General features: G+C 65.8%; 32 protein-coding genes. 31 read left to right on the forward strand and 1 reads right to left on the reverse strand.

The window, feature by feature from the left end; all coding sequences use genetic code 11:
- The first annotated feature begins 2 nt into the window (after positions 1 to 2).
- From rpsS to rpmD, 15 genes are all read left to right on the forward strand, one after another.
- Positions 3 to 281, forward strand: coding sequence for a 30S ribosomal protein S19 (rpsS, locus tag CAP40_RS06790; RefSeq protein ID WP_086128644.1), 279 nt, complete (start codon positions 3 to 5; stop codon positions 279 to 281).
- Positions 281 to 658 (forward strand): 50S ribosomal protein L22, encoded by a 378-nt coding sequence (gene rplV, locus CAP40_RS06795; RefSeq protein ID WP_086128645.1) that lies wholly within the window; start codon positions 281 to 283, stop codon positions 656 to 658. The genes rpsS and rplV overlap by 1 nt, the downstream gene beginning before the upstream one ends.
- On the forward strand, positions 658 to 1,365 hold the full coding sequence (rpsC, locus tag CAP40_RS06800) for a 30S ribosomal protein S3 (protein ID WP_086128646.1): 708 nt from the start codon (positions 658 to 660) through the stop codon (positions 1,363 to 1,365). The genes rplV and rpsC overlap by 1 nt, the downstream gene beginning before the upstream one ends.
- 16 nt (positions 1,366 to 1,381) lie before the next feature.
- Complete coding sequence (gene rplP, locus CAP40_RS06805) at positions 1,382 to 1,813, forward strand: 50S ribosomal protein L16 (RefSeq protein WP_086128647.1); 432 nt, start codon at positions 1,382 to 1,384, stop codon at positions 1,811 to 1,813.
- Between the two features lie 4 nt (positions 1,814 to 1,817).
- Positions 1,818 to 2,021 carry a 50S ribosomal protein L29 gene (gene rpmC / locus CAP40_RS06810; protein ID WP_086128648.1) on the forward strand — a complete coding sequence of 68 codons (204 nt, stop codon included), beginning with the start codon at positions 1,818 to 1,820 and terminating at the stop codon, positions 2,019 to 2,021.
- 10 nt (positions 2,022 to 2,031) lie between these two features.
- Positions 2,032 to 2,304: a 30S ribosomal protein S17 gene (gene rpsQ, locus CAP40_RS06815; RefSeq protein WP_086128649.1), complete on the forward strand. Its 273-nt coding sequence runs from the start codon at positions 2,032 to 2,034 to the stop codon at positions 2,302 to 2,304.
- Positions 2,305 to 2,368: 64 nt separating this feature from the next.
- The gene (gene rplN / locus CAP40_RS06820; RefSeq protein WP_086128650.1) at positions 2,369 to 2,737 is read left to right on the forward strand and encodes a 50S ribosomal protein L14; all 369 of its coding nucleotides are present in this window, start codon (positions 2,369 to 2,371) and stop codon (positions 2,735 to 2,737) included.
- Complete coding sequence (gene rplX, locus CAP40_RS06825; protein WP_086128651.1) at positions 2,737 to 3,054, forward strand: 50S ribosomal protein L24; 318 nt, start codon at positions 2,737 to 2,739, stop codon at positions 3,052 to 3,054. The genes rplN and rplX overlap by 1 nt, the downstream gene beginning before the upstream one ends.
- Entirely contained in the window at positions 3,047 to 3,628 is a 582-nt protein-coding gene (gene rplE / locus CAP40_RS06830) for a 50S ribosomal protein L5 (protein WP_086128652.1), read from the forward strand. Before rplX ends, rplE begins: the two co-directional genes overlap by 8 nt.
- A gap of 19 nt (positions 3,629 to 3,647) precedes the next feature.
- The gene (gene rpsN, locus CAP40_RS06835; RefSeq protein ID WP_086128653.1) at positions 3,648 to 3,953 is read left to right on the forward strand and encodes a 30S ribosomal protein S14; all 306 of its coding nucleotides are present in this window, start codon (positions 3,648 to 3,650) and stop codon (positions 3,951 to 3,953) included.
- Positions 3,954 to 3,964: 11 nt separating this feature from the next.
- Positions 3,965 to 4,360 carry a 30S ribosomal protein S8 gene (gene rpsH / locus CAP40_RS06840; RefSeq protein ID WP_086128654.1) on the forward strand — a complete coding sequence of 132 codons (396 nt, stop codon included), beginning with the start codon at positions 3,965 to 3,967 and terminating at the stop codon, positions 4,358 to 4,360.
- The gene (gene rplF / locus CAP40_RS06845; protein WP_086128655.1) at positions 4,360 to 4,893 is read left to right on the forward strand and encodes a 50S ribosomal protein L6; all 534 of its coding nucleotides are present in this window, start codon (positions 4,360 to 4,362) and stop codon (positions 4,891 to 4,893) included. Before rpsH ends, rplF begins: the two co-directional genes overlap by 1 nt.
- Positions 4,893 to 5,252 (forward strand): 50S ribosomal protein L18, encoded by a 360-nt coding sequence (gene rplR, locus CAP40_RS06850; RefSeq protein WP_179188060.1) that lies wholly within the window; start codon positions 4,893 to 4,895, stop codon positions 5,250 to 5,252. The genes rplF and rplR overlap by 1 nt, the downstream gene beginning before the upstream one ends.
- A gap of 2 nt (positions 5,253 to 5,254) precedes the next feature.
- Positions 5,255 to 5,989: a 30S ribosomal protein S5 gene (rpsE, locus tag CAP40_RS06855; protein ID WP_086128657.1), complete on the forward strand. Its 735-nt coding sequence runs from the start codon at positions 5,255 to 5,257 to the stop codon at positions 5,987 to 5,989.
- Positions 5,990 to 5,995: 6 nt separating this feature from the next.
- On the forward strand, positions 5,996 to 6,175 hold the full coding sequence (gene rpmD / locus CAP40_RS06860) for a 50S ribosomal protein L30 (RefSeq protein WP_086128658.1): 180 nt from the start codon (positions 5,996 to 5,998) through the stop codon (positions 6,173 to 6,175).
- 227 nt (positions 6,176 to 6,402) lie between these two features.
- On the opposite strand, the gene CAP40_RS06865 is transcribed toward rpmD, so the two are convergent.
- On the reverse strand, positions 6,403 to 7,527 hold the full coding sequence (locus CAP40_RS06865; protein ID WP_086128659.1) for an agmatine/peptidylarginine deiminase: 1,125 nt from the start codon (positions 7,525 to 7,527) through the stop codon (positions 6,403 to 6,405).
- A 225-nt stretch (positions 7,528 to 7,752) separates the two neighbouring features.
- Here CAP40_RS06865 and rplO point away from each other — a divergent pair, with 225 nt between their 5' ends.
- The 16 genes from rplO (at position 7,753) to CAP40_RS06945 (ending at position 24,295) form a co-directional block, all read left to right on the forward strand.
- Complete coding sequence (gene rplO, locus CAP40_RS06870; RefSeq protein WP_086128660.1) at positions 7,753 to 8,304, forward strand: 50S ribosomal protein L15; 552 nt, start codon at positions 7,753 to 7,755, stop codon at positions 8,302 to 8,304.
- A 204-nt stretch (positions 8,305 to 8,508) separates the two neighbouring features.
- Positions 8,509 to 9,870 (forward strand): preprotein translocase subunit SecY, encoded by a 1,362-nt coding sequence (secY, locus tag CAP40_RS06875; protein ID WP_086128661.1) that lies wholly within the window; start codon positions 8,509 to 8,511, stop codon positions 9,868 to 9,870.
- Positions 9,871 to 9,909: 39 nt separating this feature from the next.
- On the forward strand, positions 9,910 to 10,563 hold the full coding sequence (locus CAP40_RS06880; RefSeq protein WP_086128662.1) for an adenylate kinase: 654 nt from the start codon (positions 9,910 to 9,912) through the stop codon (positions 10,561 to 10,563).
- A 235-nt stretch (positions 10,564 to 10,798) separates the two neighbouring features.
- Complete coding sequence (locus CAP40_RS06885; protein ID WP_086128663.1) at positions 10,799 to 11,818, forward strand: polysaccharide deacetylase family protein; 1,020 nt, start codon at positions 10,799 to 10,801, stop codon at positions 11,816 to 11,818.
- A 27-nt stretch (positions 11,819 to 11,845) separates the two neighbouring features.
- Positions 11,846 to 12,289: a hypothetical protein gene (locus CAP40_RS06890; RefSeq protein WP_086128664.1), complete on the forward strand. Its 444-nt coding sequence runs from the start codon at positions 11,846 to 11,848 to the stop codon at positions 12,287 to 12,289.
- Between the two features lie 88 nt (positions 12,290 to 12,377).
- Positions 12,378 to 12,893 carry an SRPBCC family protein gene (locus CAP40_RS06895; protein ID WP_086128665.1) on the forward strand — a complete coding sequence of 172 codons (516 nt, stop codon included), beginning with the start codon at positions 12,378 to 12,380 and terminating at the stop codon, positions 12,891 to 12,893.
- Positions 12,894 to 13,250: 357 nt separating this feature from the next.
- Positions 13,251 to 13,940, forward strand: a complete 690-nt coding sequence (locus CAP40_RS06900) for a response regulator transcription factor (RefSeq protein WP_086129341.1) — start codon at positions 13,251 to 13,253, stop codon at positions 13,938 to 13,940.
- 290 nt (positions 13,941 to 14,230) lie between these two features.
- On the forward strand, positions 14,231 to 14,599 hold the full coding sequence (rpsM, locus tag CAP40_RS06905; RefSeq protein ID WP_086128666.1) for a 30S ribosomal protein S13: 369 nt from the start codon (positions 14,231 to 14,233) through the stop codon (positions 14,597 to 14,599).
- Between the two features lie 14 nt (positions 14,600 to 14,613).
- Positions 14,614 to 15,003, forward strand: a complete 390-nt coding sequence (gene rpsK / locus CAP40_RS06910; protein WP_010545745.1) for a 30S ribosomal protein S11 — start codon at positions 14,614 to 14,616, stop codon at positions 15,001 to 15,003.
- 101 nt (positions 15,004 to 15,104) lie between these two features.
- Positions 15,105 to 16,172 (forward strand): DNA-directed RNA polymerase subunit alpha, encoded by a 1,068-nt coding sequence (locus CAP40_RS06915; RefSeq protein WP_086128667.1) that lies wholly within the window; start codon positions 15,105 to 15,107, stop codon positions 16,170 to 16,172.
- A 301-nt stretch (positions 16,173 to 16,473) separates the two neighbouring features.
- Positions 16,474 to 18,141 carry an ATP-dependent endonuclease gene (locus tag CAP40_RS06920; RefSeq protein ID WP_256924058.1) on the forward strand — a complete coding sequence of 556 codons (1,668 nt, stop codon included), beginning with the start codon at positions 16,474 to 16,476 and terminating at the stop codon, positions 18,139 to 18,141.
- A 317-nt stretch (positions 18,142 to 18,458) separates the two neighbouring features.
- The gene (locus CAP40_RS06925; protein ID WP_086128668.1) at positions 18,459 to 19,097 is read left to right on the forward strand and encodes a hypothetical protein; all 639 of its coding nucleotides are present in this window, start codon (positions 18,459 to 18,461) and stop codon (positions 19,095 to 19,097) included.
- 1 nt (position 19,098) lies between these two features.
- Positions 19,099 to 20,406 carry a terminase large subunit domain-containing protein gene (locus CAP40_RS06930; RefSeq protein ID WP_086128669.1) on the forward strand — a complete coding sequence of 436 codons (1,308 nt, stop codon included), beginning with the start codon at positions 19,099 to 19,101 and terminating at the stop codon, positions 20,404 to 20,406.
- Between the two features lie 125 nt (positions 20,407 to 20,531).
- The gene (rplQ, locus tag CAP40_RS06935) at positions 20,532 to 20,954 is read left to right on the forward strand and encodes a 50S ribosomal protein L17 (protein WP_086128670.1); all 423 of its coding nucleotides are present in this window, start codon (positions 20,532 to 20,534) and stop codon (positions 20,952 to 20,954) included.
- A 168-nt stretch (positions 20,955 to 21,122) separates the two neighbouring features.
- Positions 21,123 to 21,884, forward strand: coding sequence for a hypothetical protein (locus CAP40_RS06940; protein WP_144034259.1), 762 nt, complete (start codon positions 21,123 to 21,125; stop codon positions 21,882 to 21,884).
- 266 nt (positions 21,885 to 22,150) lie between these two features.
- Positions 22,151 to 24,295, forward strand: a complete 2,145-nt coding sequence (locus CAP40_RS06945) for a prolyl oligopeptidase family protein (protein WP_086128672.1) — start codon at positions 22,151 to 22,153, stop codon at positions 24,293 to 24,295.
- Positions 24,296 to 24,309: the final 14 nt, after the last annotated feature.

Below are 24,309 nucleotides of genomic sequence, written 5' to 3' on the forward strand. Positions count from 1 at the left end.
CGATGGCTCGCTCCGTTTGGAAGGGTCCGTTCGTGGACCTCCACCTGCTCAAGAAGGCGCAGACCGCGCAGGAGCAGGGCACCCGCGCCGGTCCGATCAAGACCTGGTCGCGCCGCTCGACGATCCTGCCGGACTTCGTCGGCCTGACGTTCAGCGTCTACAATGGCCGCAAGTTCGTGCCGGTCTCGGTCAACGAGGACATGGTCGGCATGAAGCTCGGCGAGTTCGCGCCGACCCGGTTCTTCCCGGGCCACGCTGCCGACAAGAAGGGTAAGCGCTAATGAGCAAGCCTGCAGCCCCCCGCAAGGTCGGCGACAAGGAAGCCCTTGCCGTCGCCACGCAGATCCGCGGCTCGGCCCAGAAGCTGAACCTCGTTGCGGGCCTGATCCGCGGCAAGAAGGCCGGCGATGCGCTGAACATCCTTCAGTTCTCGACCAAGGCCATGGCCGTCGACGCCCGCAAGGTTCTCGCCTCGGCGATCGCCAATGCGGAAAACAACCACAACCTCGACGTCGACGCGCTCGTCGTCGCCGAGGCTTCGGTCGGCAAGTCGATCACGATGAAGCGCTTCGCGACCCGCGGCCGTGGCAAGTCCACCCGCATCCTGAAGCCGTTCAGCCGTCTTCGCATCGTCGTCCGCGAGCAGGAAGAAGCATAATGGGTCACAAGAGCAACCCGATCGGCCTTCGCCTCCAGGTCAACCGCACCTGGGACAGCCGCTGGTTCGCCGAGGGCGCCGATTACGGCCGCCTTCTCATGGAGGACCTCAAGATCCGCAAGTACATCCTCGAGACGCTGCCCCAGGCCGCGATCTCGAAGGTGGTGATCGAGCGCCCGGCCAAGCTGTGCCGCGTGTCCATCTATGCTGCGCGCCCCGGCGTGATCATCGGCAAGAAGGGCTCGGACATCGAGAAGCTGCGCAAGACGCTGAGCGCGATGACCTCGAGCGACGTGAGCCTGAACATCGTCGAGATCCGCAAGCCGGAAGTCGACGCCAAGCTCGTCGCCCAGGGCATTGCCGACCAGCTCGAGCGTCGTATCGCCTTCCGCCGCGCCATGAAGCGCGCGGTGCAGTCGGCGATGCGTCTCGGCGCCGAGGGCATCCGGATCAACTGCGGCGGCCGTCTCGGCGGCGCCGAGATCGCCCGGTCGGAATGGTATCGCGAAGGTCGCGTTCCGCTGCACACGCTGCGCGCGAACATCGATCACGCCACTGCCGAAGCGCACACTGCCTATGGCGTCTGCGGCGTGAAGGTGTGGATCTTCAAGGGTGAGATCCTCGGCCACGATCCGATGGCGACCGATCGCCTCAACCTGGAATCGCAGACGACGGGCGTGCGCCCGGCGCGCGAAGACCGCCGCTAAGGGTTAGGACAGAATCATGTTGCAACCGAAGCGCACCAAGTTCCGCAAGGCCTTCAAGGGCCGCATCCATGGCGACGCCAAGGGTGGCACCGCGCTGAACTTCGGGTCGTACGGCCTGAAGGCGATGGAGCCGGAGCGGATCACCGCCCGCCAGATCGAAGCGGCTCGCCGCGCGATCACGCGTCACATCAAGCGCCAGGGCCGTCTCTGGATCCGCATCTTCCCGGACGTGCCGGTTTCGTCGAAGCCCGCCGAAGTCCGCATGGGCTCGGGCAAGGGCTCGCCGGAATTCTGGGTCGCCCGCGTCAAGCCGGGCCGCATCCTGTTCGAGCTGGACGGCGTGCCGGGCCCGCTCGCCGCGGAAGCGTTCGAGCGTGCGGCGATGAAGCTGCCGATCAAGGTCAAGGTCGTGGCTCGCCTCGGCGATACCTCGCACCTGGAGGGTTGATAGAATGACCAAGGCTACCGATCTTCGTGCGAAGACCGAGGACCAGCTGAGCGAGGAGCTCGGCAACCTGAAGCGCGAGGCGTTCAACCTCCGCTTCCAGGCCGCGACCAGCCAGCTCGAGAAGCCGAGCCGGGTCCGCGAGGTCCGTCGCGACATCGCCCGTATCAAGACGCTGCAGAACGAGCGCTCGCGCTCGGCTGCGAAGTAAGGAAGAGACCATGCCGAAGCGCGTGCTGACCGGGAACGTGGTTTCCGACAAGGGCGACAAGACGGTCGTCGTGCTCGTGGAGCGTAAGGTGAAGCACCCGCTCTACGGCAAGATCATCCGTCGCTCGAAGAAGTATCATGCCCATGACGAGGGCAATGAGTACAAGGCCGGCGAGACCGTGCGCATCGAAGAGACTGCGCCGATCTCGAAGCTCAAGACCTGGAAGGTGATCGAGCGGGTGAACACCCACGCGACCCCGACCAAGTCGGACGCCGCCGCCTAATCTTTTTAACTGGAACCGCCGGGCAGCGATGTCCCGGTAGGCCGAACGAGAAGGAACCGGATCGATGATCCAGATGCAGTCCAATCTCGACGTCGCAGACAACAGCGGCGCGAAGCGGGTGCAGTGCATCAAGGTGCTGGGCGGATCGAAGCGTCGCTTCGCCTCCGTGGGCGACGTCATCGTCGTCAGCATCAAGGAAGCTGCTCCCCGCGGCAAGGTGAAGAAGGGTGACGTGCACCGCGCCGTCATCGTCCGCACCGCCAAGGACGTCCGCCGCGCCGATGGCTCGGTCATTCGCTTCGACGGCAACGCTGCCGTCCTGGTCAACAAGAACGAGGAGCCGATCGGCACCCGTATCTTTGGCCCGGTGGTCCGCGAGCTGCGCTCGAAGGGCTTCATGAAGATCATTTCGCTCGCCCCCGAGGTGCTGTGATGGCTACTGCCAAGATCAAGAAGGGCGACCAGGTCATCGTTCTGTCCGGCAAGGACAAGGGCCGGACCGGCGAAGTCGTCAAGTCGCTGCCCAAGGACGGCAAGGTCGTCGTCTCGGGCATCAACGTCGCCGTGCGCCACCGCAAGCCGAGCCAGACCAACCCGCAGGGTGGCCTGGAGCGTTCGGAAGCGCCGATGGCGGTGTCGAAGGTCGCGCACGTGACCAAGGACGGCAAGCCGACGCGCGTCCGCTTCGAGGAGCGCGACGGCAAGAAGGTCCGCGTCGCCGTCAAGACCGGGGAGGTCATCAATGGCTGATTCCTACACGCCGCGCATGCGCAAGCTCTATGACGAGCAGATCGCCAAGGCGATGACCGAGAAGTTCGGTTACAAGAACGTCATGGAAGTGCCGAAGATCGAGAAGATCGTGCTCAACATGGGCGTCGGCGAAGCCACGCAGGACAAGAAGAAGGTCGAGCAGGCCGCGTCGGAGATGGAACTCATCGCCGGCCAGAAGCCCGTCGTGACCAAGGCGAAGAAGTCGATCGCGCAGTTCAAGCTGCGCGAGGGCATGCCGATCGGCGCGAAGGTCACGCTTCGCCGCGAGCGCATGTACGAGTTCCTCGACCGCTTCATCACGATCGCGCTGCCGCGCGTTCGCGACTTCCGTGGCCTCAACCCGAAGTCGTTCGACGGCCGTGGCAACTATGCCTGCGGTCTCAAGGAGCAGCTGATCTTCCCGGAGATCAGCTACGATAAGGTCGACAAGATCCGCGGCATGGACGTGATCGTGACCACCACCGCGAAGACCGACGACGAGGCCCGCGAGCTTCTCCGTCTCTTCGGTTTCCCGTTCCCGCAGGATGCGGACGGCGAAGCCAAGGCCGCGTAAAGGAAAGAGAACTTAAGTCATGGCGAAACTGAGTTCCGTGAACAAGAACGAGCGTCGCAAGCAGCTGGTGAAGAAGTACGCCGGCAAGTATGCGAAGCTGAAGGCGATCGCGAACGACGAGAGCCTCGATGAGACCGAGCGTCTCATCGCGCGTCTCAAGCTGGCCGAGATTCCCCGCAACGGGAACCCGACCCGCATTCGCAACCGGTGCGAGCTCACCGGTCGCCCCCGCGGTTACTACCGCAAGTTCCGTCTCGCTCGTGTCATGCTGCGCGATCTGGCCAACAAGGGCCTGATCCCCGGCGTCACCAAGTCGAGCTGGTAAGGATCACGAAGATGGCAGTGACCGATCCCCTGGGTGATATGCTCACCCGCATCCGCAACGGCCAGCGCGCCCGCAAGGACTCCGTCCTGACGCCGGCGAGCAAGCTGCGTGCGCGCGTTCTCGATGTGCTCCAGCGCGAAGGCTATATCCGTGGCTATAGCGAAGAGCAGATGGGCCCCGCCGCGGGCATCCGCATCGAGCTGAAGTATTTCGAGGGCCAGCCGGCGATCAAGCACGTCGCGCGCATCTCGAAGCCGGGCCGCCGTGTCTACTCGGGCAGCCAGGAGCTTCCCCGCGTGCGCAACGGCCTGGGCATCACGATCGTCTCGACGCCTCGCGGCGTTCTCTCGGACGCGGAAGCGCGCGAGCAGAATGTCGGCGGCGAAGTGCTGGCGGAGGTGTTCTGATGAGCCGCATCGGCAAGAAGCCGGTCACCGTGCCGGCAGGCGTTACCGCCTCGATCGAAGGCCGGGTGCTGAGCGTGAAGGGCCCGAAGGGCACCCTGTCGCTCAATCTGCGTGACGAGATCAGCTACACCGTCGAGGACGGCGGCATCGTGGTGAAGCCGGCGAACGAGACCAAGCAGGCGCGTGCCTTCTGGGGCATGCAGCGCACGCTGGTCCAGAACCTCGTCACCGGCGTGACCGAGGGCTTCTCCAAGAAGCTCCTGATCACCGGCGTCGGCTATCGCGCTGCGTCGCAGGGCAAGGTGCTCAAGCTCCAGCTCGGCTATTCGCACGACGTGAACATCGACGTGCCGGAAGGCATCGAGATCAAGACCCCGGATCAGACCACGGTCGAGATCTCGGGGATCGACAAGCAGAAGGTCGGCCAGATTGCGGCCGAGATTCGCCGCTGGCGCAAGCCCGAGCCGTACAAGGGCAAGGGCATCAAGTACGACGGCGAATTCATCTTCCGTAAGGAAGGGAAGAAGAAGTGATCAGCACCAAGGGTCTCTCGCTTTTCGCGAAGCGTCGTCGCCGCAACCGCACTGCGCTGCGTGCGCGTGCCGGTGGTCGTCCGCGTCTTTCGGTCCATCGCTCGGGCAAGCACATCTATGCCCAGGTGATCGACGATACGCAGGGCAAGACCGTCGCCGCGGCTTCCACCCTCGACAAGGACGTGCGCGGCAAGACCGGCGCGACCATCGAGGCCGCGCAGGAAGTCGGCAAGCGCGTTGCCGCGGCTGCCAAGGCCGCCGGCATCACCCAGGTCGTGTTCGACCGCGGTGGCTTCCTCTATCATGGCCGCGTCAAGGCGCTGGCCGATGCCGCTCGTGAGAGCGGGCTGGAGTTCTGAGAATGGCTGACGAAAACAACCAGGCGCCGGAAGGCGCGGGCTTCGAGGCCCAGGACGCCGGTGCCGGTGCTCCCCAGGAGCAGCAGGGCCGTGGCCGTGGCCGTGGCCGTGGTGGCCCGGGCGGCGGTGGTGATCGCGGCCGTGGCGGCCGTGACGGCAACCGTGGCCGTCGCGACGATCGTCGTGGCCAGAACGCCGAGGACGGCGGCGAGGAACTGATCGAGAAGCTGGTCCACATCAACCGCGTCTCGAAGACGGTGAAGGGCGGCAAGCGCTTCGGCTTCGCGGCGCTGGTCGTCGTGGGCGACGGCAAGGGTCGTGTCGGCTTCGGCCATGGCAAGGCGCGCGAAGTGCCGGAAGCCATTTCGAAGGCGACCGCCTCGGCCAAGAAGAAGATGCTGCGCGTTCCGCTCAAGGAAGGCCGCACGCTGCACCATGACGGTGCGGGTCACTTCGGCGCCGGCCGCGTCTATGTGCGCTCGGCCCCGCAGGGTACCGGCATCATCGCGGGCGGCCCGATGCGCGCCGTCTTCGAGAGCCTGGGCGTGGCGGACGTGGTGACCAAGTCGGTCGGCACTTCGAACCCCTACAACATGATCCGCGCCACCTTCGAAGCGCTCGGCGAGCAGACCTCGCCGAAGAGCGTTGCGCAGCGCCGCGGCAAGAAGATTGCCGACCTGCTCGGCCGCGGCGGTTCGCAGACCGCCGAGGCGGATGCTGCGGCTATCGCGGAGTAATCGATCATGGCGAAGATCAAGATCCAGCAGATCGGCTCGCCGATCCGCCGCACCAAGGATCAGCGCGCGACGCTGATCGGCCTTGGCCTCAACAAGATGCACAAGGTCTCGGAGCTCGAGGACACCCCCGAAGTTCGGGGCATGATCCGCAAGCTGCCGCACATGGTGAAGGTGCTCGAGGGCTGAGGCCTTCGATCGCTGGCAGCGACAATAGGGAAGGGGCGGCAGGCGACTGTCGCCTCTTTTCGTTATGGGCGCGGGCGAAGCGGCGAGGGGACGCCGTTGGCTTGGGTGCTTCAATCCGTTGCCGCGTGCTTCCGGCGGCGATCTCGACTGGAGCGGCGCCGTCCTCGGGATCTGTCCGGCAGCATCCGGATTCGCGCTCCAGATACCGAACTCTATCCTTGGCCAGTCTAGGGTGATCGGGGTTGCTGTTGCGTGGCGCAGTGCACGCCGCCGCCCGATTCGCCGATCGGATCGATATCCAGCATCACGATCTCGCGTTCCGGGTACAGGTGCTTCAGAGTGTCGCGGGCCTGCGCATCGGTTTCGCGATCGCCGAACCGCGCGCCGATCACCGCGCCGTTGCAGACATAATAGTTGATGTAGCTGGAGACGAAATCGGGTGCCCGCGACCGGATGGCATCCGGTTCCGGCAGCTTCATGATTTGCAGCGGGCGCCCGCTCGCATCGCGCGCCTGCTCCAGTACGCGCAGCGTTTCATGCGCTGCCACCGACCAGGGGTCGTCATGGTCGATCGCGTCGTCGATCTGGATCAGAACCCTGCCGGGCCCGACGAAGCGCGCCAGCGCGTCGATGTGATAATCGGTGATGTCGGCGCCGGCGATGCCGGGCGCCCAGATCGTCCGGCGTGCGCCCAGCGCCAGTTCGAGGCGCCGGGCGATCTCGTCGCGCGGCAGCGTATTGCGATTGCCATTGGCCCAGCAGCTTGCATGCGCGAGCAGTGTTCCGGCGCCATCATGCTCGACGCCGCCCTGTTCGCCCACCAGTCCGGTCTCGAGCAGCGGCATGCCCAGCCGTGCCGCCACGCGTGCCGCGATCCGCGCATCGTTGGCGTGCGGCTGCTTGTTGCCCCAGCCGTTGAATCGCAGATGGGCAATGGCGAGGCGCCCCGCCGCATCGGCGACGAAGGTCGGGCCCGAATCCCGGCACCAGAGATCGTCGGTCGGAATATCCCAAAGCTCGACCTTGGCGCTCAATAATCTCCTGTTGCCGGTGCGGGCCGTGTCCGCGCCCAGCATCGCCACCGGCTCGAATTCGGCGATGGCATTGGCGATATCGGCGATCGAGCGTTGCACTGCGTCCAGATCGCGGGCGCCATAGGCGGCGCGCGATACCGGCCACTGCATGAAGGTGCGTTCGTGCGGGCCGCTCTCCAGCGGCATGTGATAGGCTTTGAGCCGGGCATCGGGCTCGCTGGCTGCGGTCGATCCGGGCATTGCGAGCGACCAGGCCCCCTTTGTCGTCACCGTTGCAGCGGCCAGGCCCGCTCCCATGATCCGTCGCCGACTCAGCATTTTGCGCCTCCGGCTTGGTCGAGATGCGTATCTAGCGCCTTCGCCAGGCGGTGCCAGCCGCGAAAATCGCCCCCTTGCCGGGGCATCCGTTCGCGGAAGGAGGAAGGCCCGGAAGCCGATCCTGGCGGAGGTTTCGATCGGGGAGTCGACAAACCCCGTCTCCCCCGCTATGGGCCCCGCTTCCTTTTCCATCAGCGCGACAAAAGCGAAAGCGAGTGCACGACCATGAAGCTCAACGATCTCCGCGATAACAATGGTGCCCGTCAGGGCCGCGTCCGTGTCGGCCGCGGCATCGGCTCGGGCCTGGGCAAGACCGCCGGCCGCGGCCAGAAGGGCCAGAAGAGCCGCGAAGGCGTCTCGATCAAGGGCTTCGAGGGCGGCCAGATGCCGCTCCACATGCGCATCCCGAAGCGCGGCTTCAACAACATCTTCGCCAAGGACTATGCCGAGGTGAACCTGGGCGCGATCCAGAAGGCGATCGATTCGGGCAAGCTGACCGCGACCGACCTGACCCAGGCCGAGCTGAACGCGGCGGGCCTGACCCGTGGCGGCAAGGACGGCGTGCGCCTCCTCGCCAAGGGCGAGCTCAAGGCCAAGCTGAACTTCACGGTCGCCGGCGCGTCGAAGAGCGCGATCGAGGCGGTCGAGAAGGCCGGCGGCACCGTGACGATCCCGACGATCGTGCCGGCCGCCGAGAAGGCCAAGGCCAAGCACCGCGTCGTGCAGAAGGCCCGCGCGGCGGACAAGGAAGCCAAGAAGGCCGCCGCCAAGGCCTGAGCGTCATCCCGGCGCAAGCCGGGATCTCGTGCAACGCGCGGGCGCCCGCGGCCCGAGACCCAGGCTTTCGCCGGGGTGACGGAAGCGCGGCGAACGCCGGAGCAGGGCGAGGGCGCATTGCCCTTCGCAGCTTAGGACTTATATCAGCGGCGGGGGGCGGTAGAACGCTTTCCCGCCGCTTTGATTTCCGGGACTGACCAACACATGGCCTCCGCCTCCGATCAACTTGCTTCCAGCATCAACCTGGCGAAGTTCGCCCAGGCCACCGATCTCAAGAAGCGTCTGTGGTTCACCCTCGGCGCGCTGATCGTCTTCCGGATGCTGAGCTACGTGCCCCTGCCGGGCGTCGACCCCACCCAGCTGAACCTGCTCGCGCAGCAGACCCAGGGCGGCGTGCTCGACTTCTTCAACAACTTCACAGGCGGCGCGCTCAACCGCATGTCGATCGTCGCGCTCGGCGTGATGCCCTACATCACCGCCTCGATCGTGGTGCAGCTCGCGACGTCGCTGTCGCCGCAGCTCAACGCGATCAAGAAGGAAGGCGAGAGCGGCCGCAAGCGGCTGAACCAATATACCCGCTACGGCACCGTCGCGCTGACCGCGGTGCAGGGCTATTTCATCGCCGTGGGCCTCGAGACGTTCGGCGCGAGCCAGGGCCTGCAGCCCGTGGTGGAGCCTGGCCTGATCTTCCGCATCGGCGCGGTCATCTCGCTGATCGGCGGCACCATGTTCCTGATGTGGATCGGCGAGCAGATCACCAATCGCGGTATCGGCAACGGCATCTCGCTGATCATCATGGCCGGCATCGTCGCCCGCCTGCCCACCACACTCGTCCAGCTGTTCGAGAGCGGCCGCACCGGGTCGATCGATCCGCTGCGCCTGATCACGATCATCGTCGGCGTGGCGATCCTGGTGCTGTTCATCTGCTTCATGGAGCGCGCCCAGCGGCGTATCCTGATCCAGTATCCGAAGCGCCAGACGGCGCGCGGCGTGCAGGCCGAGCGCAGCCACCTGCCGCTCAAGCTCAACACCGCCGGCGTGATCCCGCCGATCTTCGCGTCGTCGCTGCTGCTCTTGCCGCTGACCGTCACCCAGTTCGCCGGCAACATGACCGCGGGCGAGAACTGGTGGAGCGACCTGATCATCAACCTCAACACCTGGCTGCGCCACGGCTCGCCGGTGTACATGACGCTCTACGGCCTCGGCATCATCTTCTTCTCCTTCTTCTACACCGCCGTGGTGTTCAATCCGGAGGAGACCGCCGAGAACCTCAAGCGCTATGGCGGGTTCATCCCGGGCATCCGCCCCGGCAAGAACACCGAGCTCTATTTCGACTATGTGCTCACCCGCATCACCGTGATCGGCGCGGCCTATCTGACGATCATCTGCCTCGTTCCCGAGGCGGTGTTCTCGTCGATGAGCATCCCGTTCCTGATGGGCGGCACCAGCCTGCTCATCGTGGTCAACGTGACGATGGACACGGTGACCCAGATCCAGTCGCACCTGCTGGCCCACCAGTATGGCGACCTGATCAAGAAAGCGAAGCTCAAGGGCCGCGCGCGCTGAGCGCGGCCCAAACTGGCCGAAACTGAGGGGATAGGCTTAGTGAACATCATCCTGTTGGGCCCGCCGGGAGCCGGCAAGGGCACCCAGGCTAAGCGGCTCGAACAAGAGCGCGGCATGGTTCAGCTCTCGACCGGCGACATGCTGCGCGCCGCAGTCAAGGCGGGCACGCCCACCGGCCTGCAGGCCAAGGCGGTCATGGACGCGGGCGAGCTCGTGTCCGATTCGATCGTCTCGGGCATCATCGGCGAGCGGCTCGACATGGAAGACACGCTGAAGGGAGCGATCTTCGACGGCTATCCGCGCACCGCGGCCCAGGCCGAATCGCTGGATGCGCTGCTTTCGGAGCGCGGCCGCAAGCTCGACTATGTGATCGAGCTCGAAGTGGACGAGGACGCGCTGGTCGAGCGGGTCGAGGGCCGCTTCACCTGCGCGAATTGCGGCGAGGGCTATCACGACAAGTTCAAGCTGCCCAAGGTCGCGGGCACGTGCGACGTGTGCGGCCATCACGAGTTCAAGCGTCGCCCGGACGACAATGCCGAGACGGTGCGCACCCGCATGGCCGAGTATCGCGCCAAGACCGCGCCGATCCTGCCCTTCTACGAGGCCAAGGGCCTGGTGCGGAAGGTCGACGGCATGGCCGACATCGCCGATGTGGGCGCGCAGATCGACGCGATCCTCGACAGCGCGGGATAGGCCGGGGTCCGAGGCGGGGGCTCGATCGAGGTTTTGATTTCCTTCGTCGTCCCCGCCTTCGGGGGACGGCGCGGCATATCGATTATGCCGCGACCCCGAGGTCTCCGCTCCCTCATGGGGAGCCGCGCGAGATTCCGGCTTTGTAATATATTGTTGCCCTAACCCCTGCTTAAGCCGGGGCTGGGACGATCCCCCTTTGCTCCGGCATCCCGGCCGGGCGGGGGATTGGTCGTCGATGCTGCCCAAGCGCGCCCTGTTGCGAGCCGCCCGGTGGACCGGCCTGTCGATGCTCGCCCGCCGCGCGACCGGGGCCCAGTTGCGCATCCTCTGCTATCATGGCCTGTGGCTGGCGCCCGGGGCCCCTTTCGGCAGTTGCCTGTTCATGACGCCGGACCGGTTCGCGGCGCGCATGGCGCGGCTCGCGCATTCGGGCCTGCCGGTGCTGCCGCTGGGCGAGGCGGTCGAGCGGCTCGCCGCGAACCGCCTGCCGCGCGCCGCGGTGGTGATCACGATCGACGATGGCTGGGCTTCGACCCACAGCCACATGCTGCCGGTGCTCGAGCGGTATCGCCTGCCCGCGACGCTCTATGCGACCACCTGGTATACGGGGCGCGACCTGCCGGTGATCAATGTCGCGGTCGACCATCTCATCGCCGCTTCGGGCCGGCCAGGGGCGGAGCGCGGCGCGGTGATCCGCCGGATCGAGGCGCTGCCGGAGCGGGACCGGCTCGAGGCGCTGCGCGCATATGGCCGGGCGCTCGGCGTGGGCGAGGCCTGGCTCGAATGCCGGCAGTTCCACCTCATGCGCCCGGCCGAGATCGCCGACGCGCATGGCCGGGGGCTCGACATCCAGCTCCACACCCACCGGCATATCGACGTTGCCGGCCGCATCGGCCAGCTCGTGCCCGAGATCGCGGCGAACCGGGCCGCGCTGGTCGCCGCGACCGGTGCCGGCGCGCCGGAGCATTTCTGCTATCCGAGCGGCACCTTCCATCCATCCGCGCCCGCGCTGCTCGCGGCGAGCGGCATCCGCTCCGCCACTTTGGTGACCGAGGGGCTCAACCCGCCCGGCGCCAGCCCCTATGCGCTGCGCCGTTTCGTCGATGGGCAGCATGTGCGGGCCAGCGCTTTCGATGCCTATCTGGACGGCACGCTCCATTATCTCTCCCGCGCACGGGCGGTGGCCGGCCGGATCGAGATCGAAGTGCCGCGTCGTGTCGCCGCCGCTTCTGGAATGCTGCTCTGCGCGCTATGATCGCTCTGCCGGTTTGGGGGAGGGGAGATGAATTGGGCGCCGAAGGTCATCGTCATTGCGACGCTGGTGCTCTTTGGGCACCTGATTGATATCAGATCGACGGAAATGGAGATCGGCGGTCTTCACATCGATCTCGCCGATAGTGCCATCCTCCGAGGCGCTCTAGCTATCGTCTATCTCCATATATGGGCGTCATCCATGCATGTCGGTGCGCTCACCGATCACGCAAGCATGCATGCGAAAGCACTCAAGCGCCTGCGCGTCCGTAACTTCGTCAGGATGTCTCGGTCACTTCCGACAGGCGAAGCACGCAAGCTGACCATCAAGTTTTGCACGGCGCTCGCCACGATAGGCTTCAATGCCCACATGGCGTTGCTTCAGATCGTAACTTGGACTGCGGTCTTCTTCGCTATTTTCGATGCCGCTTCGTTTCTCGGTCTCATAGGTAGACGGTTCCTTTTCGGGCATTGAGTTTTCACGCGGATCGCATCTGCCATGCCGCTTCTGGAATGCTGCTCTGCGCGCTATGATCGCTCTGCCTCGACAGGGGAGGGAGAAGATGAAGGCTCGTTTGTCGATCGTGCTGGCGCTCGCCGCCGCCATGCCCGCTGCCGCCGAAGTCACCGCTTCGACGGAAACCAGCTTCACCGTTGTCGAGAAGGCTGCGATCGCCGCCCCGCCCGCCAAGGTGTGGGCGGCCCTGGTCACGCCCTCGGCCTGGTGGAGCGGCGAGCATAGCTGGTCGGGCAGCGCCGCGAACCTTTCGCTCGATCCGCGCCCCGGCGGCTGCTGGTGCGAGAAGCTGCCGGACGGCGGCGGCGTCGAGCACATGCGCGTGATCTTCGTCCGGCCGGGCAAGATGCTGCGCCTCAGCGGCGGGCTGGGGCCGTTGCAATCCTTTCCGGCCAGCGCGGTGATGACGGTTACGCTCGATCCCGCGCCGGACGGCAAGTCGACCGGGGTGACGGTGGAATATGCCGTGGCGGGCGCGCCGGGGCTGGGCCGGATCGCCGCGCCGGTCGATGGCGTGCTCGCGGCGCAGGTCGCCGGGCTGAAGGCCGCCGCCGAGCGCTGAGCGCTGAGCGGTTTCAACATTACGGTTTTTTCATGCCCCGGTCACCGCCCGGGGCGCCGCCGGGGGCTATCAGCAGCCCATGGCCGGCACGCCCCCGCCGGTCATGCATCAGAGGTCAAACACATCCGGTTCACGCGTTGCTCTTCCCGGCGCCGGCCCGCTCGCTCCTCCCCCTGCGATCGCCGCCGCGCCGATGGTCCGGATCAGCCCCCTTTCCGGATCGGGCTCGCCGGGAAGAGCGCCTGGGACGCGGATGCGCACTGAAGGCGCCGATGCTGCCCTGGCATCGACGCTCGGCCGGCGGACGCCCCCTTGTCCGTCGGCCACCCCTTTTGCCGGGTCGGGCGGAGGATGGACGTGACGCACCATATCCTGATCGTCGAGGATGACGCCGCCGCCGTGGATTTCGTGGCCCAGGGGCTTGCCGACGCCGGTTTCGCCATCGAGGCTTGCGCCGATGGCAGTACCGGTCTTGTCCGCGCGGCGGAGGGCGATTTCGACTTGTGGATCTTCGATCGCATGCTTCCCGGCATGGACGGCCTGTCGATGCTGGGTGCGCTGCGCGAGCAGGGGTTGCGGACCCCGGCGATCATGCTCTCCGCGCTCGGCACGGTCGACGACAAGGTCGGCGGCCTTGCCGCGGGTGCCGACGATTACCTTGCCAAGCCCTTCTCCTTCGCCGAGTTGCGCGCGCGCATCGCCGCGTTGCTGCGCCGCGCCGATCGGGCCGAGGCGGATGCCAAGGCGACCCGGATCGTCGTCGGGGATCTCGAGATCGATCTGCTCAGCCGCACCGTCGCCCGCGCCGGCCGCGCCGTGCCCCTGGTAGCTCGCGAGTTCCACCTGCTCGAATATCTCGCCCGCCATGCCGGCGAGGTCGTCACCCGGACCATGATGCTGGAGCATGTGTGGAACTGCCGCTTCGATCCCGGCTCGAACGTGGTCGACGTGCATATCGGCCGGCTGCGCCGCAAGCTGGAGGAAGGGGAAGCCCCGATCCTCCACACGGTGCGCGGCGCGGGGTATCGGCTGGCGGCGGAAGGATAGGGGAAGCCTGCTCTCGACGACGATCCGGTCGAACGTCATGCGTGCAAGGTGGGCCGGCGGCATCGGCTTGGCGGAAGCCCAAGATTCGTGTATAAGTCCATTTCCGGCGAAAGCCTTTCCCACAGCGCTTGACTCTGCGCTGGTGGATGCATATGTCGCGCATCTTCCGAAACACCGGTGTCCGGCGGCGTGCTTGTGCGCTCGTCGTGCCGCCGCATTTCGGGATCAACGCTACGAGATGGGGTGCGAGCTGCCATGCGGCACCCCGTGGAGCTGGGAGAACAAATTTCATGGCTCGTATTGCAGGGGTTAACATCCCGACCGGTAAGCGCGTCGTTATCGCGCTGCAGTATATCCATGGCATTGGCGCGGCCAAGGCCAAGGAGATCACCGCCAAGCTGAACATCGCCGACGAGCGCCGCGTGCAGGACCTGTCGGACCAGGAAGTGCTGCAGATCCGCGAGGCGATCGACGCGGGCTACACCGTCGAGGGCGATCTTCGCCGCCAGACCGCGATGAACATCAAGCGCCTGATGGACCTGGCCTGCTATCGCGGCCTCCGTCACCGCAAGGGCCTTCCGGTCCGTGGCCAGCGCACGCACACCAATGCGCGCACCCGCAAGGGCAAGGCCAAGCCCATCGCCGGCAAGAAGAAGTAAGGGAGCGCTGAGAAATGGCACGTGAACCGCAGCGCATCCGCCGTCGCGAGCGCAAGAACATCACCGCCGGCGTCGCCCATGTGAACGCCAGCTTCAACAACACCATGATCACCATCACCGACGCGCAGGGCAACGCCATCTCGTGGTCGTCGGCCGGCATGATGGGCTTCAAGGGCTCGCGCAAGTCGACCCCGTACGCCGCCCAGGTCGCCGCCGAGGATGCGGGCCGCAAGGCCGCCGAGCACGGCGTGCGCACCCTCGAGGTGGAAGTGAAGGGCCCGGGTTCGGGCCGCGAGAGCGCCCTTCGCGCGCTTCAGGCGGTCGGCTTCCAGATCACCTCGATCCGCGACGTGACTCCGATCCCGCACAACGGCGTCCGTCCGTCGAAGCGCCGTCGCGTCTGATCGTTCCTGCTTGTTGCCGCGGGCCCAGAGGCGGGTCCGCGGTCTTGCAGCAATTACCTGGCGGGACGCGCCTCTGGTCCCGCCCAACATGAGGAAAGCCCGTGTCGGTCAACGCTAAGAACTGGCAGGAACTCAAGAAGCCCAACGGCCTCGAGAAGAAGCCCGGTGGCGATCCCAAGCGCAAGTCGACCTTCGTGGCGGAGCCGCTCGAGCGCGGTTTCGGCCTGACGCTCGGCAACGCGCTGCGCCGCGTGCTGCTCTCGTCGCTGCAGGGCGCCGCGGTCACTTCGATCAAGATCGAGAACGTCCTCCACGAGTTCAGCTCGCTGGCGGGCGTGCGCGAGGACGTGACGGACATCGTCCTCAACGTCAAGCAGATCGCGATCCGCATGCAGGGCGAAGGCCCGAAGCGCCTCCAGCTCTCGGCCACCGGCCCGGCTGAGGTGAAGGCCGGCGACATCGCCGTCTCGGGCGACATCGAGGTGATGAACCCCGATCTCGTCATCTGCCACCTGGACGATGGCGCTACGCTCAACATGGAGCTGACCGCCGACACCGGCAAGGGCTATGTCCCCGCCGCGTCGAACCGTCCGGCGGATGCGCCGATCGGCCTGATTCCGGTCGATGCGCTGTACAGCCCGGTCCGCCAGGTCTCGTACAAGGTCGAGAACACCCGCGTCGGCCAGGAGCTCGACTACGACAAGCTCACGCTGTCGATCGAGACCGACGGCACGATCACGCCGGAAGACGCCGTGGCTTACGCTGCGCGCATCCTCCAGGACCAGCTGGCGCTGTTCGTCCATTTCGACGATTCGGCGATCACCCGCTCGGCCCCGATCGGCATGGCGGCCGCGGCTCCGGCGGCGGAGGGTGCTGCGGGCGACGCTTCGCAGATCAACCGCTACCTGCTGAAGAAGGTCGACGAGCTGGAGCTTTCGGTCCGCTCGGCCAACTGCCTCAAGAACGACAACATCATCTATATCGGCGATCTGGTCCAGAAGACCGAGGCCGAGATGCTGCGCACGCCGAACTTCGGCCGCAAGTCGCTCAACGAGATCAAGGAAGTGCTTTCGAGCATGGGCCTGCGCCTCGGCATGGAAATCCCGGGCTGGCCGCCCGAGAACATCGAGGAAATGGCCAAGAAGCTCGAGCAGGAGATCATGGGCTAAGGCCTGGGGTCACTGTAGAACAAACGGAAGGGCCGTCCCGTGTGGGGCGGCCCTTTTCGGTTTTGGGGGTGGGAGGGAAGGGGCGGATTTGCGCCCCAATGTCGGTCACTACGACCGTTACGCCGCGAACCTGAAAGCCGTCGTTCGTTCATCTGGCTGCGAGCGGCTGCCGAAACGAGCGGCATTGAGACTTTGCCGTCGGCTGCTGAATATCTGATTTTTGACATGAGCGGTCGGTGTGCGTTCTCATCCGATTGCAAAGGGATGACTACGCCGAATTGATGTGCAACGGTGCGGCGAAGTGAGCTACCTGGGGAATAGGGTGAGACTTGAATCGATCAGGATCGAGAAGTTCAAGCGAATTGACACGATTGACCTGCCGCTAGCGGACCTCAACATTCTTGTTGGGTCCAATGGCAGCGGAAAGTCGTCGATCCTACAAGCTCTACACTTGGCGTCATGCCTGATGCGTCAAGCTGACCGAATTCGCGCTGCGTCGACGGCGATGGTGCGCGTGGCGGACCTCGATTATCTCCCTTCTGATGAGTACTGGCGGTTAGGTCATGGCGCACCGTGGGGCAATCGATCCGACAGCCCATCCTCGAAGGTGTTTTTCGTTTTTCGGGATGGCGATGGAGCGGAGACGATGGCCCATCTCGAAATGCGATCCGCCCGTAACGCCGGTATCTCAGTGCAAGGTGAGCTGCCTGAGGTCGTCAGGCACCAGTTTCGCGGCGTCGAAACTTTTTTCAGCGGGTTCATTCCGGGAATATCGGGCATTCCAAACGTCGAGCAGAAGAACTCGAAGCGGGTGGTGCTGAAGGCATGCTCCTTCGGTGATTCAAACGTCTATCTCAGAAACGCACTTAATCTACTTTCTGCAGAAGATTTAACCCAGATAGAAGCTTGGCTTGAACCGCTCCTTGGTCAAATTAGATTGAAAGTAAAGTTTGACGAGTCTACTGATTTCGATATCCACGCGGAGGCCGAAATTGGTGGAATGTCGACGCCACTTGAGCTTTTGGGAACAGGATTTCTACAACTAATTCAAATATTCTGTTACATATTGCTGTTCAAGCCGAAAATCTTGCTTGTCGACGAACCTGACATCCACCTGCATCCGACCGTGCAGGAAAAGTTGGCATCCGGCCTACTTGAGATCGCTCGCGCGCAAGATATCAAAATCGTTATGACCACCCATTCACCTTTCATCGTGAGGGGTGCCCCGGCGGACACGAACGTCATCTGGCTGGCGGAGGGGCAAAAGAAAACGGATGATCGATCGGTCGTCGAGTTGGCGCTTGGCTGGGGCGCTTTCGGCAAAAAGGTAATTGTCGTCAGTGAGGATGCCAAGAACGATTATCTGAAGAAGTTGATTGGTCAGTGGCCGGAAATCGAACGTGCGGTCACCGTTTTACCTGGTCGGGGATACAAACACCTTCTCACCAAAGGTGAGGCCAGCGAGCTTCGTACATCGCTCGGCGATAAATTCAAGGTTCTCGTCCATCGAGACAGGGATTCTCTAAGTGACGAAGAGGTAATTGCTCTGAAGGACGATTACTCAAACGAAGGTGTCCGTCTCTGGGTAACTGACCAATCTGACCTAGAAGCCGAATTCTGTGACCCAAGCTTCTTGTCCTCTTTGACCGGGGAAACGCTGAACACGTGCGAAGCATGGGTTGCGGAGGTGCTCGCTCAAAATCAGGCCCCCATAAATGAACAATTTGTCTCTCAGCGAGCCGCCCATAATAGCGAACTTCATAAGGCAGGCGGCGGCCCGACGAATGATGACGTTTGGGCTTCTTTCCAAACACGACCTCTCAAAGGAGCCAAAGGCAAGACCGTTTTCAGGCAGCTCAAGAACAAGGTTCCCGGTGGAAAATTTTCCGACACCTCGGTTCTTGGCCACATTGGCTTTCCCGAGCGCGCAGCAAGCCTCAAGGCGAATCTCCAGGATCTTCTGGCTTGAGGCAATCGATGATCGCCGTTTACTGGGATCAATGCATCGGTCGATAGCTCGCACCTCCCCCCTTTTGGCGGACACCGGTTTCGGAATGAGCCGACATTCCTACCAACTGCAGCGGGAGGACTTAAGTTGGGTCGAAAGCAGCCGGCTGATCGGACGCCTGCGAACGGCGGTTATCCGCGTTTCGCGCTTGGAAGCGGTCAGTCCGTAGACGGCCCAACCTCCCCCTTGACATCGCAACGCTATTCTGGTACAAAACAAGAACAATGCCGTCCCGTGCCTTTCGTGCCGGGCGGCATTTTTCGTTTCGGGAGTGTGCGATGGCGGACGGCGATACGGAGAAGACGGGCAAGGCCGGCGGGCGCGTGGTGCGGCAGGCGCGGAATCGGAAGACTCAGGTGATCCGCACCAGCGGCAAGCGCTGGTCGCAGGAAGCGGAGCAGCGGTTCCTCGAGGAACTGGCGGCCACCGCCAATGTGCGGGCGGCAGCGGCGGCGGCGGGGTTCTCGACCATCACCGTCTACAAGCGGCGGATGCGCTGGCCGGGCTTCGCGGCGGAATGGCAGGCGTGCCTGGAGCAGGGCTATGCGCGGATCGAGGCGCAGCTGGTCGAGCGCGCCACCGACAGCCTGCGCAGCGAACCGGTAACCGGGGCGGCGGCCGGCAAGGCCATGAGCGTCGCGGAGATGATGAACCTGCTCAAGCTGCACCGCGCCTCGGTGAAGGGCGGTGCGCCGCAGCGCTACGATGCCCGGGCACTGCCGCCCGATATCGAGGTGGTGCGCGCGAGCATCCTCCGCAAGATCGACGCCATCGAACGGGGCGGCGGCGGCGCGAGGGCTCCGGCGATGGAGGCGGTGGCGGAGGCCGGGGCAGGGGCCGGGGCGGTTGCCGGCCCGGAGGACCGCGACGGGGCGGGCGACGCGCCGGGCGAGCCCGGGCATGCAGGGGAGGCGTGACATGGGCATCGTGCGGCCACGGCTGGAACGGCTGGATGCGGGGCAGCGCGCGCTCCTGCTGCGGGCGCTGAGCGACGCCGAGCTGCGGGCGCTGGACGGCGACTGGGGCGAATGGGCGCATGCCGGGCAATGCGCGCCCATGGGGGCATGGCGAACCTGGGTGCTGATGGCCGGGCGCGGCTTCGGCAAGACGCGGGCCGGCGCCGAATGGGTGCACGGGCTGGTGCGCGATGCGGGCGCGGTGCGGATCGCGCTGGTCGCGGCGACGATCGAGGAGGCGCGCAACGTGATGGTGGAGGGCCCGTCCGGGCTGCTGGCGACCGCGGGGCATTTCGGCGGGCGGCCGGTGTTCGAGGCGAGCCGGCGGCGCGTGCTGTTCCCGAACGGGGCGGAGGCGGTGCTGTTCTCGGGTGCGAATCCCGAGGGGCTGCGCGGCCCCGAACATCATTTCGCCTGGTGCGACGAGCTCGCGAAATGGCGGCACCCGGCGGAGAGCTGGGACATGCTGCAGCTGGGGCTGCGCGCGGGCGCGGCGCCGCGGGCGCTGGTCACCACCACGCCGCGGGCGGGGCTGGCGGCGCTGCGCGGGATATTGGCCGATCCGGGCACGGTGGCGACGGGCGGCGCTTCGGGGGACAATCCGCATCTGCCCCGGGCTTGGCTCGCGGCAATGGCGCGTTCCTATGGCGGAACGCGGCGCGGGCGCGAGGAGATCGAGGGGCTGCTCGATGCCGATATCGCCGGCGCGCTATGGCCGGCTGCATTGATCGCGGCGTGCCGCGGCGCGGTGCCGGATCGGGCGGCGCTCGTCCGCGTGGTGATCGGCGTGGATCCGCCGGCGAGCGCCGGGGGAACCTGCGGCATCGTCGCCTGCGGCGTCGACGGGAGCGGGACGGGGCATGTGCTGGCCGATCATTCGGCAAGCGGGCTGTCGCCGGAAGGCTGGGCGCAGCGCGTCGCCGCGGCGGCGGAAGCGCATGGCGCGGACCGGGTGGTGGTGGAGACCAACCAGGGCGGCGAGATGGTGCGGGCGGTGCTGCGCGCGGCGGACGTGCGGCTGCCGCTGCGCACCGTGACCGCGACGCAGGGCAAGGTCGCCCGCGCCGAGCCGGTGGCCGCGCTGTTCGAGAGCGGCGGCGTGCGGCTGGCGGGGCGGTTCGACGCGCTCGAGGCGGAACTGATGGGCCTGACGGCGATGGGGGGCTATCAGGGACCGGGGCGCTCGCCGGACCGGGCGGACGCGATGGTGTGGGCGCTATGGGCGCTGATGCTGGCGGCGCCCGCCGCGCCGCGGGTGCGTACGGCTTGACTTCTGCCGCCGAATCCGCTTTGGGCGCCGCTTCACGAAAAGTGACAGGCTTTGGGCGGTGGCCATCTCACCGCCTGGTCCGGGGTACCTGATACGGCCCCCGAACGAACGGAAGGAAGAAGACAATGCGTCATCGCGTTGGCGGCCGCAAGCTGCAGCGTACCTCGGCCCATCGTGCGGCCCTGTTTCGCAACCAGAGCGCCGCGCTGATCAAGCACGAGCAGATCACCACCACCCTCGCCAAGGCGAAGGAGCTTCGTCCGTATGTGGAGAAGCTGATCACCCTCGCCAAGAAGGGTGGCCTGTCGAACCGCCGCCTGGCCCATGCCCGCCTGCTCGACGACGCCCAGCTGGTGAAGCTGTTCGACGTGCTGGCCGCGCGCTATGCCGACCGCAACGGCGGCTATACCCGCATCATCAAGACCGGCCCGCGCGCCTCGGACGCGTCGCCGATGGCGATCATCGAGTTCGTCGATCGCGACGTCTCGGCCAAGGGCCAGGATTCGGGCCCGGTGCTGGTCGACGAGGATTTCGACGCCGTCGCCTGATCGGCCTCGATCTCGAGACAGGGAAGGGCGGTCGCACGATGGTGCGGCCGCCCTTCCGCTTTTCCGGCGCCTTCATCGCTTCGTCCTCCCCCTCCGTCGAGCCATGCTTGCCCGGCCGCCGCCCGGCGGAGCAGGCCTGCCGCGATCTTCGATATCGGGAGGGCTTCGGTGCGTCTGGCGATCTGGTTCCTTGCGTTGCTGCTGGCGGCAGGCCTTGCCGCGACTCCGGCTGTGGCGCAGGACCGGTACATGGCCGGCCTGGGCAACAATCCGGGCGCGCCGGTGGGCACGCCGTTGGTCCTGCCCGCGGGCGTCAGGCTGGTGTCGGTCAAGGGCTTCGACAATGACGAGGACTGCAAGGAAACCGAGCTCGGCGTCGGCGACGAGGAGCTCTGCCTGACCTTCTGCACCGAGGAGGATCGTTCCTTCATCGCCCATATCCCCGCCGGCACGATGTTCAGGAACCTGGCCGGCGAGATCTTCGACCGGATGAAGCGGGAGGGGAAGAGCTTCCAGAACGTGATCGTGGTGGAAGACCTCAACATCTTCATCGCGGACAGCCTTTGCGCCCATCTCATGCTGCCCCCTTCCGACAGGGAGGAGGCGAAGCGGAAGCTGCGGGCGCAGAGGGCGGCGCAGGGAGCGCCGTCGCCCGCCAATCCCGGCTTGCCGTCGGGAGGGCGCTTCCTGCTGCGCGCCATGTGCCTGAACCAGCAGATGGACGTGCCCGGCGAGGGCGCCGAATATGCGCTCGGGACGGTCACCAGCCACCCGAAGCTTCGCCTGGTCCTCGACGCCGCCAAGGGCCGGAAGATACAGGACAGCGGCGCCAAGCGCCTGCTTCAGAATGCCATATGGGACGTAACCGAGGGCTATGGCCTGGGACAGGAAACGCTGGCCAGGCTGCGTGCGCTTCCCGCCGGCCGCTAGCGGCGCGCGGCGATCCGGAGGGAGCCAAACCGGTCATTGGGTTCCCGCAACATTTCCTGTCCTTCCCCGGCCGTCCGCGGTTTCCCACATGGCGCGCATGAACCGGCAGTTCCCGCAATCCTCCCTCGGCGCCTGGCTTTCCGCGGCGCTGGCCCTGGCGCCGCTCGGCATCCTGTTCTGGGCCGTTTCGGCGACTTCCGGCAACGGCTCGGCTTGAGCGATGGCGCAGTCCGGGTAAAACCGGGCCTTTCCCATTCGGAGGCCCCATGCGCCGCGCCCTCATCCTGCCCCTGCTCCTCGCAGCCCCCGCATTCGCCCAGACCCAGCCGGAGACCAAAGTGACCAAGCCCGCCTATCCCGATACCCGCCGCGTCGACGTGGTGGAGGAACAGTTCGGGATAAAGGTCGCCGATCCCTATCGCTGGCTCGAGAACGACGTGCGCAACGACAAGGAAGTCGCCGCCTGGGTCGATGCCGAGAACAAGGTGACGGGCGCCTATCTCGCCACGCTGCCGGGCCGGGAATGGTTCAGGACCCGCATCAAGCAGCTCTTCGACTATGAGCGCTTCGGCGCGCCGCAGAAGAAGGGCGGCCGCTATTTCTACCTGCACAATTCGGGATTGCAGAACCAGGCGGTGCTGTTCGTCCGCGACAGGCTCGACGGCGAGGGCCGGGTGCTGATCGATCCCAATGGCTGGTCGAAGGACGGCGCGACGGCGCTTTCCGAATGGGCGCCCTCGGAGGACGGCAAATATCTGCTCTACGCGATCCAGGACGGCGGCACCGACTGGCGCACCGCCAAGGTGCTCGACGTCGCCACCGGCAAGGAGACCGGCGACACCGTCCATGGCATGAAGTTCACGTTGAGCGCAGCCTGGGCCAAGGACGGCAGCGGCTTCTATTATTCGCGCTATCCGGATGTCGCGGCCGACGCGAAATACCAGGCGCTCAACGAGAACCACAAGATCTACTTCCACAAGCTCGGAACCCCCGAGAGCGCCGACACGCTGGTGTTCGAGACGCCCGACCATCCCAAGTGGAGCCATTACGCCCAGGTCACCGACGATGGGCGCTGGATGGTGATCACCACCAGCGAGGGCACCGACGACCGCTACCAGATCACGCTGATCGACCTGCAGGACCCGGCGCGCAAGCCGCGGGTGATCGTGCCGGGGCTGGAGAACAGCTGGGGCCTGGCCGGCAATGTCGGCACGAAATTCTACTGGGTCACCAACAAGGGCGCGCCCAAGCTCAAGATCGTGACCATGGACGTGGCGGCGGCGAACCCGGCCGCGACCGCCACCGACCTGGTGCCCGAGGATGCGGCGACGCTCGAAGGCGCCGCGATCGTCGGCGGCACGCTGGTGGCGAGCTATCTGGTCGACGCCAAGACCGAAGTGCGCCGCTACAAGCTCGACGGCGGCGCGATCGGCCCGGTCAAGCTTCCCGGCGTCGGCACCGCCTCGGGCTTTGGCGGCGAGCCGGACGATCCCGAGACCTTCTACGCCTATACGAGCTTCAACGAGCCGACGACCATCTATCGCTACGACATGGCGACCGGCACCAGCACGCCCTGGGCGCGCCCCAAGCTGCTGTTCAAGCCCGAGGACTATAAGGTCGAGCAGCGCTTCTTCGCGTCGAAGGACGGGACGAAGGTGCCGATGTTCGTCGTCCGCAAGAAGAGCGTGACCGGCCCGGCGCCGACGCTGCTCTGGGGCTATGGCGGCTTCAACGTCTCCTATGGCCCCAGCTTCTCTTCCTCGCGCCTTGCCTGGCTGGAGCAGGGCGGCGTGTTCGTCCTCGCCAACATTCGGGGCGGCGGCGAATATGGCAAGGCGTGGCACGATGGCGGCCGCCTGGCCAACAAGCAGAACGTGTTCGACGACTTCATCGGCGCGGGCGAGTATCTGATCCGGGAAGGCATCACCGGGAAGCACCAGCTGGCGATCCAGGGCGGCTCGAACGGCGGCTTGCTGGTGGGCGCGGTGGTGAACCAGCGGCCCGACCTGTTCGCCGCGGCACTGCCGGCCGTGGGCGTGATGGACATGCTGCGCTTCGACCGCTTCACGGCCGGGCGCTACTGGGTGGACGATTATGGCTATCCGTCGAAGGAAGCCGATTTCAAGACGCTCTACGCCTATTCGCCCTATCACAACATCAAGTCGGGCGTGGCCTATCCCGCGATCCTGGCGACCACCGCCGACACCGACGATCGCGTCGTGCCCGGGCACACCTTCAAATATACCGCGGCGATCCAGCATGCGGACATCGGCGACAAGCCGCACCTGGTCCGCATCGAGACGCGCGCCGGCCATGGCTCGGGCAAGCCGACCGACAAGATCATCGAGGAAGCCGCCGATCTCTGGGCCTTCACGGCCAAGTGGACCGGCCTCGACGTGAAGAGCAAATAGGCAAGGCGGGCGCC

Source organism: Sphingomonas sp. IBVSS2 (genome assembly GCF_002127225.1).
Classification (GTDB): Bacteria; Pseudomonadota; Alphaproteobacteria; order Sphingomonadales; family Sphingomonadaceae; genus Sphingomonas.

Coding starts and splice junctions, on each gene's coding strand:
- rplX (WP_086128651.1), top strand. CDS start 2,737: ATGGCTACTGCCAAGATCAAGAAGGGCGACCAGGTCATCGTTCTGTCC.
- rpsM (WP_086128666.1), top strand. CDS start 14,231: ATGGCTCGTATTGCAGGGGTTAACATCCCGACCGGTAAGCGCGTCGTT.
- rplF (WP_086128655.1), top strand. CDS start 4,360: ATGAGCCGCATCGGCAAGAAGCCGGTCACCGTGCCGGCAGGCGTTACC.
- CAP40_RS06885 (WP_086128663.1), top strand. CDS start 10,799: ATGCTGCCCAAGCGCGCCCTGTTGCGAGCCGCCCGGTGGACCGGCCTG.
- rpsE (WP_086128657.1), top strand. CDS start 5,255: ATGGCTGACGAAAACAACCAGGCGCCGGAAGGCGCGGGCTTCGAGGCC.
- CAP40_RS06930 (WP_086128669.1), top strand. CDS start 19,099: ATGGGCATCGTGCGGCCACGGCTGGAACGGCTGGATGCGGGGCAGCGC.
- rplE (WP_086128652.1), top strand. CDS start 3,047: ATGGCTGATTCCTACACGCCGCGCATGCGCAAGCTCTATGACGAGCAG.
- rpsH (WP_086128654.1), top strand. CDS start 3,965: ATGGCAGTGACCGATCCCCTGGGTGATATGCTCACCCGCATCCGCAAC.
- rpmC (WP_086128648.1), top strand. CDS start 1,818: ATGACCAAGGCTACCGATCTTCGTGCGAAGACCGAGGACCAGCTGAGC.
- CAP40_RS06945 (WP_086128672.1), top strand. CDS start 22,151: ATGCGCCGCGCCCTCATCCTGCCCCTGCTCCTCGCAGCCCCCGCATTC.
- CAP40_RS06895 (WP_086128665.1), top strand. CDS start 12,378: ATGAAGGCTCGTTTGTCGATCGTGCTGGCGCTCGCCGCCGCCATGCCC.
- rpsQ (WP_086128649.1), top strand. CDS start 2,032: ATGCCGAAGCGCGTGCTGACCGGGAACGTGGTTTCCGACAAGGGCGAC.
- secY (WP_086128661.1), top strand. CDS start 8,509: ATGGCCTCCGCCTCCGATCAACTTGCTTCCAGCATCAACCTGGCGAAG.
- rplV (WP_086128645.1), top strand. CDS start 281: ATGAGCAAGCCTGCAGCCCCCCGCAAGGTCGGCGACAAGGAAGCCCTT.
- rpsC (WP_086128646.1), top strand. CDS start 658: ATGGGTCACAAGAGCAACCCGATCGGCCTTCGCCTCCAGGTCAACCGC.
- rplO (WP_086128660.1), top strand. CDS start 7,753: ATGAAGCTCAACGATCTCCGCGATAACAATGGTGCCCGTCAGGGCCGC.
- CAP40_RS06925 (WP_086128668.1), top strand. CDS start 18,459: ATGGCGGACGGCGATACGGAGAAGACGGGCAAGGCCGGCGGGCGCGTG.
- rplP (WP_086128647.1), top strand. CDS start 1,382: ATGTTGCAACCGAAGCGCACCAAGTTCCGCAAGGCCTTCAAGGGCCGC.
- rpsS (WP_086128644.1), top strand. CDS start 3: ATGGCTCGCTCCGTTTGGAAGGGTCCGTTCGTGGACCTCCACCTGCTC.
- rplN (WP_086128650.1), top strand. CDS start 2,369: ATGATCCAGATGCAGTCCAATCTCGACGTCGCAGACAACAGCGGCGCG.
- CAP40_RS06890 (WP_086128664.1), top strand. CDS start 11,846: ATGAATTGGGCGCCGAAGGTCATCGTCATTGCGACGCTGGTGCTCTTT.
- CAP40_RS06865 (WP_086128659.1), bottom strand. CDS start 7,527: ATGCTGAGTCGGCGACGGATCATGGGAGCGGGCCTGGCCGCTGCAACG.
- rpmD (WP_086128658.1), top strand. CDS start 5,996: ATGGCGAAGATCAAGATCCAGCAGATCGGCTCGCCGATCCGCCGCACC.
- rplQ (WP_086128670.1), top strand. CDS start 20,532: ATGCGTCATCGCGTTGGCGGCCGCAAGCTGCAGCGTACCTCGGCCCAT.
- rpsN (WP_086128653.1), top strand. CDS start 3,648: ATGGCGAAACTGAGTTCCGTGAACAAGAACGAGCGTCGCAAGCAGCTG.
- rpsK (WP_010545745.1), top strand. CDS start 14,614: ATGGCACGTGAACCGCAGCGCATCCGCCGTCGCGAGCGCAAGAACATC.